The organism is Labrys sedimenti (assembly GCF_034424805.1).
In the GTDB taxonomy this organism is placed as follows: domain Bacteria; phylum Pseudomonadota; class Alphaproteobacteria; order Rhizobiales; family Labraceae; genus Labrys; species Labrys sedimenti.
The window spans coordinates 344,458-363,600 of record NZ_JAXOUF010000003.1 but is presented as its reverse complement, the minus strand read 5'-3'; the positions used below and the strand labels follow the sequence as shown (position 1 = coordinate 363,600).

The 19,143-nt window shown below is 64.0% G+C and carries 16 protein-coding genes and 1 pseudogene; 8 read left to right on the top strand and 9 right to left on the bottom strand.

The window, feature by feature from the left end; translation table 11 throughout:
• Positions 1-186: 186 nt before the first annotated feature.
• The 4 genes from U1R88_RS13310 (at position 187) to U1R88_RS13295 (ending at position 3,945) form a co-directional block, all read left to right on the top strand.
• On the top strand, positions 187-1,092 hold the full coding sequence (locus U1R88_RS13310) for a substrate-binding domain-containing protein (protein WP_425545432.1): 906 nt from the start codon (positions 187-189) through the stop codon (positions 1,090-1,092).
• 231 nt (positions 1,093-1,323) lie between these two features.
• Positions 1,324-2,310: an ABC transporter permease gene (locus U1R88_RS13305; protein ID WP_322431649.1), complete on the top strand. Its 987-nt coding sequence runs from the start codon at positions 1,324-1,326 to the stop codon at positions 2,308-2,310.
• A gap of 3 nt (positions 2,311-2,313) precedes the next feature.
• On the top strand, positions 2,314-3,072 hold the full coding sequence (locus tag U1R88_RS13300) for an ATP-binding cassette domain-containing protein (protein ID WP_322431648.1): 759 nt from the start codon (positions 2,314-2,316) through the stop codon (positions 3,070-3,072).
• A gap of 126 nt (positions 3,073-3,198) precedes the next feature.
• Positions 3,199-3,945, top strand: coding sequence for an HAD-IIB family hydrolase (locus U1R88_RS13295; RefSeq protein ID WP_322431647.1), 747 nt, complete (start codon positions 3,199-3,201; stop codon positions 3,943-3,945).
• A gap of 255 nt (positions 3,946-4,200) precedes the next feature.
• Here U1R88_RS13295 and U1R88_RS13290 read toward each other — a convergent pair whose 3' ends face one another.
• Positions 4,201-4,581, bottom strand: coding sequence for a hypothetical protein (locus tag U1R88_RS13290; protein ID WP_322431646.1), 381 nt, complete (start codon positions 4,579-4,581; stop codon positions 4,201-4,203).
• Positions 4,582-4,730: 149 nt separating this feature from the next.
• On the opposite strand from U1R88_RS13290, the gene U1R88_RS13285 reads away from it, so the two are divergent.
• Positions 4,731-5,486, top strand: coding sequence for an SDR family oxidoreductase (locus U1R88_RS13285; protein WP_322431645.1), 756 nt, complete (start codon positions 4,731-4,733; stop codon positions 5,484-5,486).
• Between the two features lie 124 nt (positions 5,487-5,610).
• On the opposite strand, the gene U1R88_RS13280 is transcribed toward U1R88_RS13285, so the two are convergent.
• From U1R88_RS13280 to U1R88_RS13265, 4 genes are all read right to left on the bottom strand, one after another.
• Positions 5,611-5,994, bottom strand: coding sequence for a DUF779 domain-containing protein (locus tag U1R88_RS13280; protein ID WP_322431644.1), 384 nt, complete (start codon positions 5,992-5,994; stop codon positions 5,611-5,613).
• A gap of 123 nt (positions 5,995-6,117) precedes the next feature.
• A complete protein-coding gene (adh, locus tag U1R88_RS13275; protein ID WP_322431643.1) occupies positions 6,118-7,635 on the bottom strand; it encodes an aldehyde dehydrogenase in 1,518 nt (505 codons plus the stop codon).
• A gap of 253 nt (positions 7,636-7,888) precedes the next feature.
• Positions 7,889-8,863, bottom strand: coding sequence for a GAF domain-containing protein (locus U1R88_RS13270; protein WP_322431642.1), 975 nt, complete (start codon positions 8,861-8,863; stop codon positions 7,889-7,891).
• 375 nt (positions 8,864-9,238) lie between these two features.
• Positions 9,239-11,227, bottom strand: coding sequence for a hydantoinase/oxoprolinase family protein (locus tag U1R88_RS13265; protein ID WP_322431641.1), 1,989 nt, complete (start codon positions 11,225-11,227; stop codon positions 9,239-9,241).
• 459 nt (positions 11,228-11,686) lie between these two features.
• Here U1R88_RS13265 and U1R88_RS13260 point away from each other — a divergent pair, with 459 nt between their 5' ends.
• The 3 genes and pseudogenes from U1R88_RS13260 to U1R88_RS13250 all read left to right on the top strand — a co-directional run bounded on the left by U1R88_RS13260 (position 11,687) and on the right by U1R88_RS13250 (position 13,672).
• A complete protein-coding gene (locus tag U1R88_RS13260) occupies positions 11,687-11,959 on the top strand; it encodes a helix-turn-helix domain-containing protein (protein WP_068293010.1) in 273 nt (90 codons plus the stop codon).
• A 63-nt stretch (positions 11,960-12,022) separates the two neighbouring features.
• A pseudogene (locus tag U1R88_RS13255) lies at positions 12,023-13,263 on the top strand (SulP family inorganic anion transporter); the annotation flags it as partial.
• Positions 13,264-13,387: 124 nt separating this feature from the next.
• Entirely contained in the window at positions 13,388-13,672 is a 285-nt protein-coding gene (locus U1R88_RS13250; protein WP_322431640.1) for a hypothetical protein, read from the top strand.
• Positions 13,673-13,744: 72 nt separating this feature from the next.
• Here the strand turns inward: U1R88_RS13250 and U1R88_RS13245 are convergent, their stop codons facing one another.
• The 4 genes from U1R88_RS13245 to U1R88_RS13230 form a co-directional block, all read right to left on the bottom strand.
• The gene (locus U1R88_RS13245; RefSeq protein WP_322431639.1) at positions 13,745-14,272 is read right to left on the bottom strand and encodes a hypothetical protein; all 528 of its coding nucleotides are present in this window, start codon (positions 14,270-14,272) and stop codon (positions 13,745-13,747) included.
• A 126-nt stretch (positions 14,273-14,398) separates the two neighbouring features.
• Positions 14,399-15,571 (bottom strand): efflux RND transporter periplasmic adaptor subunit, encoded by a 1,173-nt coding sequence (locus U1R88_RS13240; protein WP_322431638.1) that lies wholly within the window; start codon positions 15,569-15,571, stop codon positions 14,399-14,401.
• A 10-nt stretch (positions 15,572-15,581) separates the two neighbouring features.
• The gene (locus U1R88_RS13235; protein ID WP_322431637.1) at positions 15,582-18,767 is read right to left on the bottom strand and encodes an efflux RND transporter permease subunit; all 3,186 of its coding nucleotides are present in this window, start codon (positions 18,765-18,767) and stop codon (positions 15,582-15,584) included.
• Between the two features lie 14 nt (positions 18,768-18,781).
• Positions 18,782-18,994: a hypothetical protein gene (locus tag U1R88_RS13230; RefSeq protein WP_322431636.1), complete on the bottom strand. Its 213-nt coding sequence runs from the start codon at positions 18,992-18,994 to the stop codon at positions 18,782-18,784.
• Positions 18,995-19,143 lie beyond the last annotated feature (149 nt).

Here is a 19,143-nt window from a genome sequence, read left to right as displayed (position 1 = left end):
AATAGAGCCGTTTCTTTCGATCGCCCCGACGAATGCTCCGCAATGACGCGATCTCATATCAAAGAGCGCATTGATTAATCGTATTACAATTGCCATGATCGCGCCCGCAGGTCCTCCAGAGACCCGGAACACGAGCAAGGCACTCCCATGATCAGGAAATTCGTCTTGGCTGTTGCCGGCGCGATAATGGCGCTGGCAGTCTCCCTCCCGATGGCGCAGGCCGCCCCGAAGACCTTCTACTGGATATCCCATGGCGGCCCCGCCGACCCGGTCTGGACCTATTTCCTGGCAGGCGCCAAGCAATGGGCTAGCGACACCGGCAATACGGTCAACACCTCCTTCCACAATGGCGACGTGGCTTCGCACCAGGAGGCCGTGCGCGCGGCGATCGCGGCAGGAGCGGCCGGCATCGTCACCACCAGCCCGGATCCCGGCAGCCTGATCAAGGTGGTCGATGAAGCCAACGCCAAGAAGATTCCGATCATCAATTTCAACACGCCCGACCCGCAGGCCAAGTTCGGTGCCTATGTCGGCGGTGACAACGTCAAGTTCGGTGCGGCCTGGGCCCAATATCTGGTCGACAAGAAGCTGGTGAAATCAGGCGACTTCGTCTGGATGCCGGTGGAAATTCCCGGCGCCACCTATGGCGTGCAGGAGGAGCAGGGCATTTCCAGCGTGTTCAAGCCGCTCGGCATCACCTGGGAAGTCACCGAGGCGACGCTCGACCAGGCCGAGGTCATCTCGCGCATGACCGACTACCTCACCACCAACCGCAAGAAGATCAAGGCGATCATCGGTCTGGGCGACCTCGTCACCGGCTCGATCAAGCGGGTGTTCGACCAGGTCGGCGTCAAGCCCGGCGAAATCCCGGTCATCGGCTGGGGCAATTCGCTCGATACCACGCAAGAAGTGCTGAACGGCTATGTCAATGCCGGGCAATGGCAGGATCCGCAGGCGACCAGCTACATAGCGCTGTCGATGGCCGCCATGGCCTCCAGCGGCATCCGCCCCGGCTTCAACGTCATCACGGGCGCGCTCTACGAGAAGGACAACGCCCAGATGTATGACGATATCCTGAGCGGCAAGAAATAGGGCACTCACAGGCGCTGGCGGCCGGAAATGTCTGTCCAGCGCGGCGGCCTCTTTTGATATCGTAGGAGGTACGGAGCTGTGTCATGCCCGGGCCTGACCCGGGCATCCAGGGAGCGGCTCGCCATCCGCCGCGAAGACTGGATTGCCGGGTCAAGCCTGGCAATGACACAGCCGAGCCAATCGTCGAAGTGCCCTTTCCGCACCCGTTTCCACCACCGCCAAGGACTTCTCGTGGAACAACACTCCCTGCTCCAGCGCGCGATCGCACGGCCCGAATTCGGCCCCTTCGTGCTTCTGGTCGTCGAACTCGCCATCTTCGGCGGCATCAACCCCGATTTCCTCTCCGCGGACAATCTCAGCAACATCCTGGCCTTCACCGTCGAGCTCGGCCTGATCGCCCTGGCGATGACGCTCTTGATGACCTCGGGCGAGTTCGACCTTTCGGTCGGCTCGCTCTTCGGCTTCTCGCCGGTGCTGATGTGGACGCTGTTCAATTCCGGCGCCACCCCTCTCTGGGCAGCCTTCCTGATCGCCCTTGTCGTCGCGGCGCTGATCGGCTGGGTGAACGGCCTCTTCGTCACCAGGCTGAAGATTCCGTCCTTCCTGGTCACGCTCGGCATGCTGCTGGTGGTGCGCGGCACGGCCCTCTTCGTCACCAACGGCTTTCCCCAGCGCACCTGGAACGCGGGCGACCAGCCGCTCGCCGACATCCTGGTCGGCACCTTCTATATCGGCGGCTTCCGCGTCTACATGTCCCTGCTCTGGTTCGCCATCGCCGCGATCGTGCTCGGCTATGTGCTGACCAAGACCAAGGCCGGCAACTGGATCCAGGCGGCGGGCGGCAATCCCAATGCGGCGCGGGCGCGCGGCGTCAATGTCGATGCCACCAAGGTCTGGCTGTTCATCCTGTGCTCGGTGCTCTCGACGCTCGCCGGCGTCATTTCCTCGATCCGCACCTCCTCGGCTAATCCCAATTCGGGCACGGGCTATGAACTGGAGGTGATCGCCATGGTGGTGATCGGCGGCACCGCGCTCACCGGCGGCCGGGGCACCATCATCGGCACGGTGCTCGGCATCTTCATCCTGCGCGTGATGCGCAACGGCATCGTGCTGATCGGCGTGCCGGGCCTGGCCTACAACATCTTCATCGGCGCGATCATCCTGGGGATGATGGCGCTGCATTCATGGCTCGACCGCCGGCACCAGGAAGGGAGGTGAGCGATGGCTGAGACCCAAGAAGAACTCATCCGCATGCAGAACATCGCCAAGTCCTATGGCCGCATCCGCGCCATCGAGGACGTCACCCTCACGGTGAACCGGCGCGAGATCGTCGGGCTGCTCGGCGACAACGGGGCCGGCAAATCGACCCTGATCAAGATCCTGTCCGGGGCGGTGGCGGCCACCTCCGGCGACATCTTCGTGCGCGGCAAGAAGGTGGAGATGCGCTCGACCACCGATGCGATCGCCCAGGGCATCGAGACGATCTACCAGGATTCGGCCCTGGTGCCGCAGCTCTCGATCGCCCGCAACCTCTTCCTGGGGCGCGAGCCGATCACGGGACCGCGCTTCCTCAACCGCCTCGACCAGGCCAAGATGAACGAGGTGGCGACCACGCTCCTGAAAAGAGTCGGCATCTCCAAGAACATCGCGCCGACCACCCCGATCGGCTCGCTCTCCGGCGGCGAGCGCCAGGCAGTGGCCATCGCACGCGCCATGCATTTCGACAGCGACCTGATCATTCTCGACGAGCCCACCAACAATCTGGGCGTGGCGGAGACGCAGGGCGTCCTGAATTTCGTGCGCAATGCCCGCAGTTCCGGCCATTCCTGCATCTTCATCGCCCACAACATCCACCACGTTTTCCAGGTGGTCGACCGCATCGTCGTCATGCGCCGCGGGCGCGTCGTCGCCGACGACATCGATCCCAAGCAGACCAGCGTGGAGGCGGTGGAGCGGGTGATCACCGGCATGGATCACTGAGAGTTCCCGGGAAAGCGGCGTGCCCCGAAAGGGTGAGCCCGACTGTACCATCGTAGAGTGGCGCATCCGGCCAACTCGTTTATAACGGCCGGACTCTTTCCTTCCCCAGGGACATCGAAGCTCTTCATGAAGAAACTCGTCATTTTCGATCTCGACGGCACGCTTGCCAAGAGCAAATCGGCCATCGACGCCGAGATGGCCGCCCTCCTGGGCCAGCTTCTCACCGTTGCCCAGGTCGCCGTGATCTCCGGTGGCGACTGGCCGCAATTCGAAAAGCAGTTTCTCGCCAATCTGCCCGCCGGCGACCGCTTCGACCGGCTGCACCTGCTGCCGACCTGCGGCACGAAGTTCTTCCATTTCGACGGTGGCAGCTGGGTTCCGGTCTATCGCGAGGACCTGTCGGTCGAAGACAAGCAGCGCATCGTCGCCGCGCTGGAAGCGGCCTTCGTTGAGGCCGGCTTCAAGCCTGAACGGATCTGGGGCGAGCGCATCGAGGATCGCGGCAGCCAGATCACCATGTCCGCGCTCGGCCAGGAAGCACCGCTAGAGGCCAAGCACAGCTGGGATCCCGACTTCAAGAAGCGCACCATCCTGAAAACCTATCTCGACAAGTCTATCCCGGATTTCTCGGTGCGCATGGGCGGTGCCACCTCCATCGACGTGACGCGGCAGGGCATCGACAAGGCCTATGGCATCGCCAAGCTGCGCGACCGGCTGGGCATCGCCATCGAGGAGATGATCTTCGCCGGCGACGCACTCTTCCCGGGCGGCAACGATTATGCGGCCAAGGAGGCCGGTGTCGACTCGATCCGCGTCAGGGATCCCGAAGAAACCAAGAGGGTGATCGAGACCATCATCGCCTGCCTGGGGTGAAAAGATCGGGACCGCTTCATTACGGCAAGCGCTCGCGACTCGGTAAAGCGCGCCCTATCCCTCCCCGACTTCGGGGAGGGTGGACCGGCGTAGCCGGGCCGGGTGGGGGAGAGCGGCGCAGGTCGTCAGGCAGTATTGTCTTGTTCCGCACCACTCTCCCCCCTTCCGTCGCTGCTGCGCAGCGCCACCTTCCCCGAAACCGGGGAAGGATTTCTGCGCCATATCCTGAAACGCCTCTCTTTCACCGAGCGATCATCACCGCTCCTGCCGCCCTGCAATATGCTTCTCCAGCGCCTCCGCAACCTTGCCAGCTCCGTAGCAGCGAAAGCGGAACGTGCCCTCGTCATGCTCGACGGCCACGATGCCGGTGACCCAGCCGAATTCACGTGAGGCCTTGCGTATGGCGGTCATCGGAATGTGGACGGGCTGCAGGCCGGTATGAAAGGCCCTGTTCAGGCCATTGGCGGCGAAGGAGACCCCTTCCGGCGTGATCTCGACCCGGCCGCCGACCCACAGGCCTCCCGCCTTGCGGCGCATGCGATCGGCCGCATTGACCGCGACACCGGGCGCCAGCTTCGACGGCGTCGCATCGGGAATGAGAGCGTTGCAAAGCTTGCGGATGTGAAGATCTGACATGTTGGTTCTCTTGAAGGCTCGCCCTATCCGAAAATTCCGATTAGAGATATTTGTCTGACAACGGAAGCAACTGCCTGTCACGCCTAACCCGCCTGGCCGGGTGGCACTGCGCGTTGCAGCACAAATCGAATTGGAATCGGGAGGAACCCATGTCGGGTCAAGGAAAGATCGCCATCGTCACGGGCGCCGCCAGCGGCATCGGCAAGGCCGTCGCGCACGCGCTGCTGGCGGATGGCTGGTCTGTCGTCTTTACGGGGCGACGCAAGGAGGCTCTGGAAACCGCCATCGCCGAAAGCCCGCAGGCGGCCTCCGGCCGCGCCATCGCCTCCGACGTTACCGACCCCGCCTCGGTCGCGGCTCTGTTCGACGCCACTGTCGCCGCCCTCGGCCGTGTCGATCTCGTCTTCAACAATGCCGGCACCATCGCCCCCGGCGTGCCGATCGAGGACCTGCCCTTCGAGCAGTGGAAGGCGGTGATCGACACCAACGTCACCGGCGTGTTTCTGTGCACCAAGGAAGCCTTCCGGGTGATGAAGGCGCAGGAGCCGCGGGGCGGGCGCATCATCAATAATGGCTCGATCTCGGCCACGGCGCCGCGCCCGAATTCGGCGCCCTACACCGCCTCCAAGCATGCGGTGACCGGCCTGACCAAATCCTCCTCGCTCGATGGGCGCAAATATGACATCGCCTGCGGCCAGATCGACATCGGCAACACGCTGACGCCGATGGCGTCCAAGATGCCGGGCGGCGTGCCGCAGGCTGACGGTTCGATCAAGCCCGAGCCGACCTTCGACGTGAAGCATGTCGCCGATGCGGTGGTCTACATGGCCGGCCTGCCGCTCGAGGCCAATGTGCAATTCATGACGGTGATGGCGACCAAGATGCCGCTGGTCGGCCGCGGCTGAGCGGCGGATCCGGGTGCGCGGGCATCTTGCCCGCTCTTCCCGTCCTGTACATGTGGCGTTTCCAGATGAGGGCATCACGACATGCACGCATGTCGCTGCGATGCCCGCGCACCCGGGAAATGCTTCAGGCCCCTCTCCTCGCCGCGGGCAGCACGCAGATCTCCTCGCCCGAAAAGGTGCGTGAGCGGGTGATGAAGCGCTTTTCGGTGCCGTTCTCCAGTGAGAACATGCCGCCGCGCCCGGGCACCACGTCGATGATCAGCTGGGTGTGGCTCCAGGCGGCGAATTGCGGGGCGCTGATATAGACGGGTGCGTCGCCGATGCTGCCTAGCAGCACGTCCTGGTCCCCGATGATGAAGTCACCCTGCGGATAGCACATCGGCGAGGAACCGTCGCAGCACCCGCCCGACTGGTGGAACAGCACGGGGCCATAGCGGGCCTGGAGGCTGGCGATCAGGTCGAGGGCGGCCGGCGTCGCCGTTACGCGTTCGAGAATGGCGTCGGGCATGATGACCTCCCTGCTCAAAAGGGTCGCCCGGTACGAGACCGGGCGACCAAGTCGATCCCTGGGACAAAACGCGTTTTGCGATTCTTGGCGATACCGCCAAATCGCTGAACGCTTTGGCGCGGATCAGAAGAAGCCAAGCTTCTTGGGGGAGTAGCTGACCAGCATGTTCTTGGTCTGCTGGTAGTGATCGAGCATTTTCTTGTGGTTCTCGCGACCGATGCCGGACTGCTTGTAGCCGCCAAAGGCCGCATGGGCCGGATAGGCGTGGTAGCAATTGGTCCAGACGCGGCCGGCCTGGATGGCGCGGCCGAAGCGATAGGCGCGGGTGCCGTCGCGCGTCCAGATGCCGGCACCGAGGCCGTAGAGCGTGTCGTTGGCGATGGAAAGCGCTTCCTCGTCATCCTTGAAGGTGGTGACGGAGACCACCGGGCCGAAGATCTCCTCCTGGAAGATCCGCATCTTGTTGTGGCCCTTGAACACCGTCGGCTTGACGTAATAGCCGCCGGCGAGTTCGCCGGGCAGGTCGGCACGCTCGCCGCCGATCAGCACCTCGGCACCTTCCTGGCGGCCGATGTCGAAATAGCTCAGGATCTTCTCGAGCTGCTCGGAGGAGGCCTGCGCGCCGATCATGGTGGTGGGGTCGAGCGGATCGCCCTGCTTGATGGCGGCGACGCGCTTCAGCGCCTTCTCGATGAAGCGGTCATAGATGCTTTCATGCACGAGGGCGCGGCTCGGGCAGGTGCAGACCTCGCCCTGGTTGAGGGCGAACATCACGAAGCCCTCGATCGCCTTGTCGAGGAAATCGTCGTCCTCGGCGGCGACATCCTTGAAGAAGATGTTGGGCGACTTGCCGCCGAGCTCCAGCGTCACCGGGATCAGGTTCTGGCTGGCATATTGCATGATCAGCCGGCCGGTGGTGGTCTCGCCGGTGAAGGCGATCTTGGCGATCCGGTTGGAGGACGCCAAAGGTTTGCCGGCTTCCAATCCGAAACCGTTGACGATGTTGAGCACGCCGGGCGGCAGGATGTCGCCGATCAGCTCGGCCAGGACCAGGATGGAGGCCGGCGTCTGCTCGGCCGGCTTAATCACCACGCAATTGCCGGCGGCGAGCGCCGGGGCGAGCTTCCAGACCGCCATCAGGAGCGGGAAGTTCCAGGGGATGATCTGGCCGACGACGCCGAGCGGTTCATGGAAATGATAGGCGACGGTGTCGTGGTCGATCTCGGAGATGCCACCTTCCTGGGCGCGCAGCACGCCGGCGAAATAGCGGAAATGGTCGACGCCGAGCGGCAAATCGGCGGCCATGCTCTCGCGGATCGGCTTGCCGTTGTCCCAGGTCTCGGCCAGGGCGAGCGTTTCCAGATTGTCTTCCATCACCTGGGCGATGCGCAGCAGGAGGAGGGAGCGTTCGGCGGCGCTGGTGCGGCCCCAGGCATCCTTGGCGGCATGGGCAGCGTCGAGGGCGGCTTCGACGTCGGCGGCATCGGAACGGGCGATCTCGCAAAGCACCCGGCCGTTCACGGGCGAGGTGTTTTCGAAATATTTGCCGCTGCGCGGCTCCTGCCATTGGCCACCGATGAAATTGCCGTAGCGGGGCTTGAACAGCGTTCCGGGCGAGCGAACGATCTCGGGCTTGTTCATCAATTTCCTCCTTCAGCGCGCCAATTGAGGTTTTGGGACTGGCGTCGTCTGGCTAGGAGGATGAGCACGGGGGGATGGCTTGTCAGGAGGGGGGCGAACGATGCCGGGGACGATGTGTCTCATCGATGAGACAGGTGAGGACTTTGGAGCGCGGACTTCCAGTCCGCTCTTGGAAACTCTGAGCTTGCAAGAATGAGAAAGAGCGGACATCGCGACATGTCTTCATGTCGCTGAGAAGTCCGCGCTCCAAGATTCAGCTCTCCCGCCCCAAGCCGAGCCGCACGATCTTACGGTGCATGGTGGCACGGCTGACGCCGAGCAGGCGGGCAGCGGCCGAGACATTGCCCTTCGCCCGAGACAAGGCCTGGCGCACCGCGGAACGCTCGCCCGCAAGCAACCCCTCACCGGGCAAAGCCGTTTCACCGTCGACGAGATCACTGGCGGGGAACGGGTTGCGCAGATGCTCGTCCGTCAGCCCATAGACAAGGCGGGCCGCGCGGCTGGCCCCGATGACGAGATCTTCCCGGTCGACGGCGAGCAGGCCGGCCGGACCGTTGCCGGCATCGGGCCCGACCAGGATGCGCGCATGGCGAAAGGCCTCGCGGAAATGCTGGGTCTCGATGCGAACGGCCGCATCCCGTGTCGCCGCCGCCACCAGCTTCAACAGGGCCGGTGTCAGATCGGAGCGGCAGGTCGAGACGTCGAGCGTGCCCATCAGGCGGCCATTCGCGTCCCAGATCGGCGCCACCGTGCAGCTCAACCCGATATTGCGGGTGAGGAAATGCTGGTCGCGATGGATGGTCAGTGCGCGCCCTTCGGCGATGCAGGTGCCGACACCGTTGGTGCCTTCGCTCTGCTCGCTCCAGACCATGCCGGTCCACAGGCCGAGGGCTTCGAAATCGGCATCGTCTCCCGCCACGCCCCGCCGGTCGAGCGGCACGCCGTCATCATCGGTAAGAAGCACGCAGCAGCCGGCCTCGCCGACGGCCTGGAACAGGCGGTCGAGCGTTCCCTGCGCCAGCCGCACCAGCAGTTCCATGCGCGACAGGACCGCCTTGAATTCGCTGTCGCCGAGGCGAAGCGGCGGAGGTGCGTGGTCGGGATCGAGGCCATAGTGGCTGAGGGAGCGCGACCAGGAGGCCGCGACCGCGGACTGGGCACCAGAGGTGCCGTCATTCAAGGTGGCATAGACCAGATCCGCATGATGCAGACGGTCCGACTTACCCATTCCTGGCATTCGCTCCGCCCTCCGCATGCATTCCGACAGGGGGAGCTCGGCAGGCCACTCCCCGGCATCGACGCGGTTAACGGCATCTTCCGCTGGAATTTCCTACCCTGTCAATCGCAGCTGCGATTTTCGCTGTCGCCCAAAACGTTTTGGAGAACGAATTTGTCATTCGATGCGTCAACATCGCGCAGAGGCGGCAGATTCACGCTCCTTCCGGCTTACGGATACAGTTTCAGTTCCTGTTCCCAGCGGCCTCTATCGTCATTGCGAGCGTAGCGAAGCAATCCAAGGGCCGAGAAACACGGCATCCGTGGCTTCTGGATTGCTCCGCTACGCTCGCAATGACGGTGGAACAACAGAACTACGACTGTAGTCCTACACACTGATCCTCGGCCGTCCCGATGCCCGGGCCGTCACCAGGGCCTCGACAAAGAGCTCCCGGCCCTCGGCCACGATCTTCTTCTCGTCGACGCTCACAGAGGTCTCGACCGTGGCGGCCCCCGCCGTGAGTGCGTCGCTCTCGGCCTGGATCCGTGCCGCTTCCTGCGCATGGACCAGGGCCTCGCCGAGATCGAGGATGTCCCGCGTGCCCGACCGAGTGAATACCCGGAAGATACCCTCCACCGGCTGCAGCACCTTCACCTCAGCCGAGACGTGCACGCCGCCGACCACGGCGCCGACGGCATTGGCGACCTCGGCATGTTCGGGTACCAGCGAGGGTGCGCCGACCAGGCCGGCGATATCGCCGTAATAGGTCGCGGCGGAGGCGCCGAGTCCCACCACCGGCGCCGTCAGCGACAGGCCGATCTTGACGAGGCCGCTATGGCCGTCGAGTGCCGCCACCGCCAAAGCATGGCGTGACAGGCCGGCCTCGCGGAAGCCGTCCTCGGCCAAAGCGCATTCCAAGAGGAATTCGGCCGAGCGGCGGGTGAGGGTCTCGATGATGCGCCGCGCCAGGTCCTCGGCGCCATCCGCATAGGGCAGCCCCATGGCGTTGCGCCGCCTGGCGAACAAAGTGAGGCCCTTCTCGGCCGCTACCTTGTCCCAGGCGTGATGCAGGCCGAGCTGATGCGCGGCGTCGGAAGGAGTCAGCGCGGACATGATGGCAAGGCGCCGGTTGACCAGGCGCTGGAGCGCATTGAGTTCGCGCCGGCTGTTGATCAGCTTGTCGGCGGCCATCGGCCCGGCCTCCAGCCGCGCCAGCACCTCGGCCTCCAGCGCCGGCAGCTCAGCCAGGGGCGGGTGAAGGCGCAAGGCGAAACGGCCGAAGAGATCGTTGGGCAAATCGGCCCTGAGCTGGCGGTCGAGTGTTGAATGCACGAGGTCGGCATGGCTGTCGGCGAGCAGGGAGAGCGGCACGGCGCGCCGCGGGCCGAGCTTGAGCGAGGTATCGAGGCCGTGCTGCTCGATCGCCACCTCGCTGTCGCCGCCGAGGCCGCAGGTGCGGATGGCGATGGCTTCCACCATGGTGCGGAAACCGCCGATCAGGGCGCCGGCCGGATCGATGCGGGGCCTCGCGCCGCGCAGCACGACGACATCGGTGGTGGTGCCGCCGATATCGGAGATCAGCGCGTCGGGAGCGCCGGCAAGGAACGCGCCCCCTACCGCGCTGGCGGCCGGGCCCGAGAAGATCGTCTCGATCGGCTTGGCCTTGGCGACCTCGGCCGCCACCAGCGAGCCGTCACCGCGCACCACCATCAAGGGCGCGGCGATGCCGAGCGCGGCGAGCCGCCCCTCGGTGGCGGCGATCAGCGCCTCGAGAAGGTGGATCAGGCGCGCGTTCAGCACGCAAGTGAGGGCGCGCTTCGGCCCGTCCAGCTTGGCCGAAAGCTCGTGGCCGCAGGTAACCGGCAGGCCGGTTTCGCGCCGCAGGATCCCGCGTGCCGCGATTTCATGGCTGGGATCGAGCACGGCGAAGCGTCCGGTCACGGCAAAACCGGTCAGCCCCGGCGCCAAAGCGCGGGCCTGTTCGATCAGCCCCGCCTCGTCGAGCGGCGCGCGCATCTGGCCCATGGCATCATGGCCGCCCGCGATCAACAGAACCGGGTCCCCGTTCAACGCCGCCTTGAGATCCGGACGCTCGGCATCGTCGGCATCGAAGCCGATATAGACCAGACCGACGCGCCCGCCCTGCCCCTCCACCATGGCGTTGGTGGCGAGCGTGGTGGAAAGCGAGACCAGGGCAATGCGTGCAGGCGCGACATCGGATTGGGCCAGCACCGCGCCGACGGCGCCACCGACACCGATGGCCAGATCATGATGGGTGGTGAGCGACTTGGCCTTGGCGAGAACGCCCTTTTCCTCGTCATAGAGGACGGCATCGGTAAAGGTGCCGCCCGTATCGATACCCAACAAAACAGCCATGATGTCAGCCACTACCAATCAGATCGTCTCAAGCCGTGCTTCTCGAAGTTGCCCATTCGTGGGCGGCTTCGAGAAGCCCTGCCTCATGCTGATACGCGAATTCAGGCTGCGCCGCTCGCTCGTGCCGGCATTTTTTTGAACGGCAACGGCCTTCCCAGGGGCAAAGCGCGTTCATGGCTCGACACTTGCTCGCTCTGGATCTCCGTTTGCAAGTGCTCACCGTGGTGCCGGGCGATCTTGAAGGTAGGGGCTGGCCCCACTACTCCCGTTCGGTCGCGTCTTGGCGATGCGTCGAGATTCAGTGAAATCATCAACCGCTTCGTCTATACGGCGAGGCAGTGTCGCCGGACGGACGGACCTGTCTTCCGGCACACCGACGACATCAATGTCTAAAACATCCAAATTGATGTTTTAGACATTGATATTAAGATTAAGTATTTGATAATTGCGAGGCTACCTATGATCACCGCTGCCCAGATGCGCGCTGCCCGAGCCCTGCTCGGCATCGACCAGCGCCAGCTCGCTGACCTGTCGGGGGTCTCCCTGCCGACGGTTCAGCGCATGGAAGCGAGCGAAGGCAATGTTCGCGGTGTGGTTGATACGTTGACGAAGGTGATCGAGGCGCTTGACCGCGCCGGCGTCGAGCTGATCGGCGACAATGCCGTCAGCCGTGAGGGGGGACGAGGCGTGCGCCTCAAGCTCCTCAAGCCGCCGGAAAGCTCTTCGACCTAGCGTCAGGTCGAGTGGCGGCAGTCTATGGGCTCCCCCGTACTGTCTCCGGAAATGTGAGAAGCGATGACGGCCCGGGTGCATGAACCCAGCTTCAGTGAGCTCTATACGCCCAAGCTGGTGACGGTCCTCAAGGAAGGCTACGGGCTGGACAAGCTGAGGGCCGACATCCTCGCCGGATTGACGGTCGCCATCGTCGCCCTGCCGCTCTCCATGGCGATCGCCATCGCCTCGGGCGTGACGCCGGATCGAGGCCTCTACACCTCCATCGTCGGCGGCTTCGTGGTCTCGGCACTTGGCGGCAGCCGGTTCCAGATCGGCGGTCCTGCCGGTGCCTTCATCGTGCTGGTCGCCGCGGCTGGGCAGCAGCATGGCGTGGACGGGCTTCTGCTCGCCACCGTCGCGGCAGCCGTGCTGGTCTGGCTGGTATGCCGGTTGAAACGCTCGGTACGCGTTTCGGTGGCATTCCTCGCTCGTTACCAGCTCCTCATTTGCCGGCCCTGTCGCTCGACAAGATCATCGAGCTCCTGCCGACGTCGATCGCCTTCGCCCTGCTGGGCGGTATCGAGAGCCTGCTTTCCGCCGTGGTGGCCGACAGCATGAGCGGCCGGCGCCACCGCTCCAATGTCGAGCTGGTAGCGCAGGGGATCGCCAACATGGCATCGGCCCTGTTCGGCAGCATCTGCGTCACCGGCACCATCGCCCGCACGGCGACCAATGTCCGGGCCGGCGCGCGCGGGCCGGTTTCGGGCATATTGCATTCGCTTTTCGTGCTGGCCTTCATGCTGCTGGCGGCCCCACTTGCGAGCTATATCCCGCTGGCGGCCCTCGCGGCGGTTCTGGCGGTGGTGTGCTGGAACATGTTCGAGCGCCACCAGTTCGCCACACTGGTGCGCGCTTCGCGTGGCGCCGCCGTGGTGGTGATCGCAACCTTCCTGGTCGTCGTCTTCCGCGACCTCACCGAGGGTATCCTTATCGGCTTCGCCCTTGATTCCCTCCTCTTCCTGCACCGGATGGCGAAGTCCGTCGAAATCGAGACCTTGCGACCGGTCGTCGAGGAAGACCAGCCCGATGTTCCCAGCGCAGAGGAGCCTCTGCCCTATGATCCCGGCCTGGCCAGCGATCCCGACGTGATCGCCTACCGGATTTCCGGCGCCTTCTTCTTCGGCGCGGCCGCGACGGTCGCCGCCGCCCTCGATCGCATCGGCGAGCATCCCAGGACGACCATCATCGACTTCTCGGCCGTGCCGATCATCGATTCCACCGCCGCGGCGACCATTCACGGCCTGGTGCGCCAGGCGGCTCGCAGTGCCAAGGAGTGCGACTTCGGGCTGAGCGTTGCGGCGAACCCGGCGGAAGTTTCCGGTGAAACAGCTTGATTCTCGAGCCCCGCCTACACCTGGATGGCAGACGGCATCGGAGGTCGCCCAGATGAGATTCGCCTCGCTCGCTTTCCTGCTTTCAGGCCTCGTCCTTGCGCCACAACCGGCATTTGCGGCCCAGCCAAACACGTCAATAGACCACTGGAAAGCGCTGAACAGCCAATGCCGGGGCGGCAGCGGCGATGATCCCGCCACGCAGCTGGCCTGTGATCGGCGCGACGCCCTCACGCGGCAACTCTCCAAGGCAGGCTGGTGTTTCGGCCGCAAGGACGATCCCGACGCCGCCGCCTATCGATGGCATCGCTGCACGGCAAAATCCCTGCGTCCGGAATGAACGACAGAGCCGCAACGAGCCTACGGGATGGAATCTCGGCATCGAGCTTGATACCGCAGGCCCCTGTTGTCGCTAACGTGCAACCTCAATCGTGACGGCGATGCTCTCCGGCGGATTATCCGCTGGATTGATAAAGTCCGTGCGCAATTGAAGCGTATCCACCCCGACATAGCCCGGGTTTGATCGATAATTTACAGCTGCCATCGGCACCTTAACACTATTGCATCGATAGTTATCATTCCATTTCGGATAGTTGGTATAGCCTAGCTTTCGAATGACGGTGGCCGTTCCATGCTGCGGTGGAACAATAATCTTTACTGAGGGTACAGCCGAATTCGTGTCACAGGGCGTCTTGAACTGGTAGGCCGTATAAAACTCAACGTCTTTCCCCGACTCCGCATGATGCGTAAAAGCAGAGTTAGCCCTCAGATTGGCACCGACAGGAGCATTGTCTGTCACGCACCCCGCTGAAATTGACGCAACCATAAGAGAGGCAAAAGCAAGAGCGATCTTCACGGCAATACTTTCTCCGATTGCACTGACTTCGCAAATAAAGAGCGAAGCGAGAAAGAATGCAACGACTGGAAATAGTATTGCCACGCAAAATATTCCGGCCTCGAAACACCCCTGCGGTCGGAGTTAAAAAGGCCGGCCGAGAACTGTGTCCGGGCCGGCCAGGCTGCGCTGCGACGGGCCGAGGCGAGGCCTCGTCGTCCGCTGGAAGAATCAGGCTCCAGCCTTCTGCGGCAGGGGCTGCACCGGCACGCCAGGGAAGATCTTCTGGACATTGCCGACGATGATCTGGTCGGTTTCCTTGACCCCCTTGGTCACCGCAATGAGCGGTCCCTGCGCCGGGCCGAGCTCAACCAGGCGCATCTCGACCTTGTTGCCCTCGCCGACGACATAGACATATTTGCCGAGCTGGCTCGAGCCGAGGGCTGCCTGCGGCACCAGCAGCGTATCGGGCCGCTCGCCGATGCTCAGGCGCAGATTGACATATTGGCCGGGCAGCAGGCTGCGATCGGCATTGGCCGTGGTGGCCCGGGCGGTGATGGTGCCGGTGGCGCGGTCGACGACATTGTCCAGGAAGGTGAGCTCGCCCTGATGGCTCGCCTCGTTCTGGCCGGGCACGACGATGTCGGCCAGGACCTTGCCCGCCGCCTTGGCCTTGAGGATCTGGGTGAGTTCGGCTTCCGTCGGCGTGAACGTCACATAGATCGGGCTGAGCTGTACCAGCGTGTTGAGGACGGTGCCGCCGGGACTGACAAGCGTGCCGGCCGCGGCCTGGTTGCGGCCCATCCGTCCGTCGAAGGGGGCCTTGATCTCGGTATAGTCGAGGTTGAGTTCCGCCGCCTGGATCGCCGCCTTGTCGGCAAGAAGGGTCGCCTCGCCCTGCTTGACCGCACTGGTGCGCTGGTCGAACAGGTCCTTCGACAGGAAGCCCGTCTTGGTGAGGTCGTTGCCGCGGGTGAGGCTGGTCTTGGCATAGTCGAGTGCAGCGGTATCGCGCTCAGCCTGGGCCTTCACCTGCGCCAGCGCGGCCTGATAATCACGCGCGTCGATGCGATAGAGGACGTCGCCCTGCTTCACATCGGTGCCGTCAGGCGCGGCCTGGTCGAGCATATAGCCCGAGACCTTGGCCTGCAGGGCGATGCTGCGGATCGATTCCGTACGGGCGGGGTAGGAAAGGAAGAGCGGAATGGACTTCTTGACCACGGAGGCCACCGGCACCGGCATGGCCTGCATGGCCGGCGCCGGATTGGCAGAGGCCGGCTTGCTCAGTACCCCGGCCAGGAGCTCCTGACCGGCAGCGATGAGATGCGGCTTGTCCTTGAGGTAGTAGCCCCCGCCGGCGGCGGCGGCCACGACGATGGCGGTAGCGATTTTCCAGATACGCATCGGTATCCCCTTATTCGGCGGCCTGGATCCGGGGCGGCAAGGCGTCCTCGGACTCGTCAGGCGTGCTGTCGGTATGGTGTGAATCTCTCTTGGCGGAGAGCCGGCGCTCGCGCCAACGCTCGATGATGGCGTAGAACACCGGCACGAAGACCAGCGTCAGCACGGTAGCCACCAGCATGCCGCCGAACACGGCCGTGCCGAGCGACTGGCGGCTGGCCGCGCCGGCACCAGTCGCCTTCACCAGCGGCACCACGCCCAGGATGAAGGCAAAGGCCGTCATCAGGATCGGACGCAGGCGCAGTCGGCCGGCTTCCATCGCCGCCTCGACGATGCCATGGCCCTGTTCACGCAGATGCTTGGCGAACTCGATGATCAGGATGGCGTTCTTGGCCGCCAGGCCGATCAGCATGACGAAACCGATCTGCGAATAGACGTCGAGCTGCATGCTGCGCAGCCAGATGGCGAGCAGCGCACCGAACAGGCCGAGCGGCACCGCGAGCAGGACCATGAAGGGCATGGACCAGCTCTCATACTGGGCGGCCAGGATCAGGAAGACGAACACGATGGCAAGGGCGAACACCGCCGCCGCGATCGAGCCGGCCTTGAGCTCCTGGAAGGTGATGCCGGTCCATTCATGGCTGAAGCCGTTCGGCAGGGTCGCGGCTGCGACCCTCTGCATCGCCTCGATGGCCTGGCCCGACGAGTAACCCGGTGCGGGGGCACCGTTGATCAGGGCTGCGCCGTAATTGTTGTAGTGGGTCACCGTCTCCGGCCCGACGATCGGCTTCAGCGAGCCCAGCGTCGATAGGGGCACCATGTTGCCGGTGGCGTTGCGGACATAGAGACGGCTGATGTCGCCGGGATCGGCACGCGAATCCTTGTCTGCCTGCAGCGTGACGCGGAAGGTACGCCCGAACTGGTTGAAGTCGTTCACATAGAGCGAACCGAGATAGATCTGCAGGGTGTTGAAGATATCCGGCAGGTTCAAGCCCAGGAGCTTGGCCTTGTTGCGGTCGAGGTCGTAGTTGAACTGCGGCGTCGAGGTCGAGAAGGTGGTGAACAGGGTCTGCGGATTGAGCTCGGGCTGCTTGCGCGCCTCGGCGAGCAGGGCCTGCGCCGCCTCGTTGACCGCGAACGGACCGCGCCCGTTCAGATCCTCGATCTGGAACTCGAAGCCGCCGGTGGTGCCGAGGCCCTGGATGGAGGGCGGCTCGAAGGCCAGCACGAAACCATCGGCAATGCCGAACAGCTTCGGACGCACCTTGTTGACGATATCGGTAGCACTGAGGCCGGAGCCACGCTCATCCCAGGGCTTGAGGATGGCGAACTCGACCGCGGCGCTCGATTGCTGGGCGTTGGTGAGGAAGTTCAGGCCCGAGATCGACATGATGTCCTCGACCCCGGGTTCTGCCATCAGGATCTGGCGCACCTGCTTGGCGGCGGCATCGGTGCGTTCGAGCGAGGCGCCATCCGGCAATTGCAACACGACGAAGAAGTAGCCCTGGTCTTCCGATGGCAGGAAGGTGGAAGGCACCCGCGTCGAGATCCAGTAGGTGGCAGCCAGCACGATGGCAAACGCCCCCATCATCAGCCAGCGCAGCTTGATGAAGCCGCGCACCGAGGCGGCATAGCCGTGCGACAGCCTGTCGAAGCCGGCATTGAACCAGCGGAACAGGAAGAAGCGAGAGGCCGGCTTGTGGCTGAGGAAGGCGGCCGACAGGGCTGGGCTCAGGGTCAGCGAGTTGAAGGCGGAAATGCCGACCGAGATCGCCACGGTCAGGGCGAACTGGTTGTAGAGCTGGCCGGCGACACCGGGAATGAAGGCGACGGGAACGAACACCGCCATCAGCACCGCCGTGGTGGCGACGATCGGGCCGGTGACTTCCTTCATGGCGATCTTGGCCGCTTCCAGGGGCGGATGCCCCGCCTCGAGCTGTCTTTCGACATTCTCCACCACCACGATGGCGTCGTCGACGACGAGGCCGATTGCGAGCACCATGCCGAGCAGCGAGAGCATGTTGAGCGAGAAGCCCATGGCCAGCATCACCACCATGGTCGCGATCAGCGAGACCGGGATGGCGATGACCGGAATGAGCACGGTGCGCCAGTTCTGCAGGAAGATGTAGACGACGAGGACCACGAGGATGAGTGCCTCGACCAGCGTCTTGACGACGTCCTCCATCGCGGCCGACACGAAGCGGGTCGTGTCGTATTTCATCGAATATTCGATGCCCTTGGGGAAGCGCGCCGAGAGCTCCTTCATCTTGGCTTCGACGGCTTCCTTCAGCTTGAGCGAGTTGGAGCCGGGCGCCTGGAAGACGCCGAGCACCACCATCGGCTTTTCGCCGTGATAGGCCGAGGACGAATATTGCAGCGAGCCGAGTTCGATGCGGGCGACGTCACGCAGACGCACCACCGAACCGCCGGCCGGATTGGCGCGGACGACGATGTTGCCGAACTCCTCCGGGTCGCTGAGGCGGCCGGTGGCGTTGACCTGCATTTCGAAGGCGGTGCCTGCCGGTGCCGGATTCTGCCCGATCTTGCCGGCCGCGACCTGCACGTTCTGCTCGGCGACGGCATTCTGCACGTCGACGGCGGTGATGCCGAGATTGGCGAGCTTGTCGGGATCGAGCCAGATGCGCATGGAATAGCGCCGCTCGCCGAAGATCCTGACGTCGCCGACGCCCGGCAGGCGCTTCAGGGGATCGACGATCTGCAGATAGGCGTAATTGCTGAGCGCGACCGAATCGACCGAATTGTCGGGTGAGGTCAGGTCGACGATCAGCACGAAGTTGGGATTGGCCTTGGTGACCGAGACGCCGGACTGGTTGACGATCGCCGGCAGCGAGGAGGCCGCCTGGGCCACGCGGTTCTGCACGTCCATCGCCGCGATGTTCAGGGGATAGCCGACATCGAAGGTGACGGTGATGTTGGACGAGCCGTCATTGGAGCTGGCCGAGGACATGTAGATCATGCCGGGCACGCCGTTGATCTGCTGCTCGAGTGGCGTGGTCACCGTATCGGCGACGACCTGCGAGCTGGCGCCGGGATAGGAGGCGCTGACCTGGATCTGGGGCGGCGTGATGTTGGGAAACTGGGCGACCGGCAGCAGGAAATAGGCAATCGCCCCCGCCATCACCATGATGATGGCGATGGCCGAGGCGAAGATCGGACGTTGAATGAAATAATTGACCATGGTGAAGCTCTGCGTCAGCCGCCTTGGATGCCACCATGTGGCATGACGGTGTCAGAAAATGTCAGGAGGATCGGCGGCACGTCCTGCGCTTCGGCGAGACGGCGGGCCTGCCCGGCGAGCATCGTCCTCAATGAAACCGGATCGACCCCGTCGGCCCGCATGAGGGCAAGCGTCAACGGGTCGTTCAGCAGCTGATCGATGGTCATATTGCAGCCCTGCTGAGCCATGACTCCTCCAGCGCGGAAACATGGGTCCATGCTCCGCCGAATCCGTTTGACGATGTGTCGTTTCCTGGTGAATTGTCTCTCTAACAAGGCTGGATCGCAGTGCGATGACGAAACGGCCTTGACGACGCCTTACCAAGCTGTTACCGATC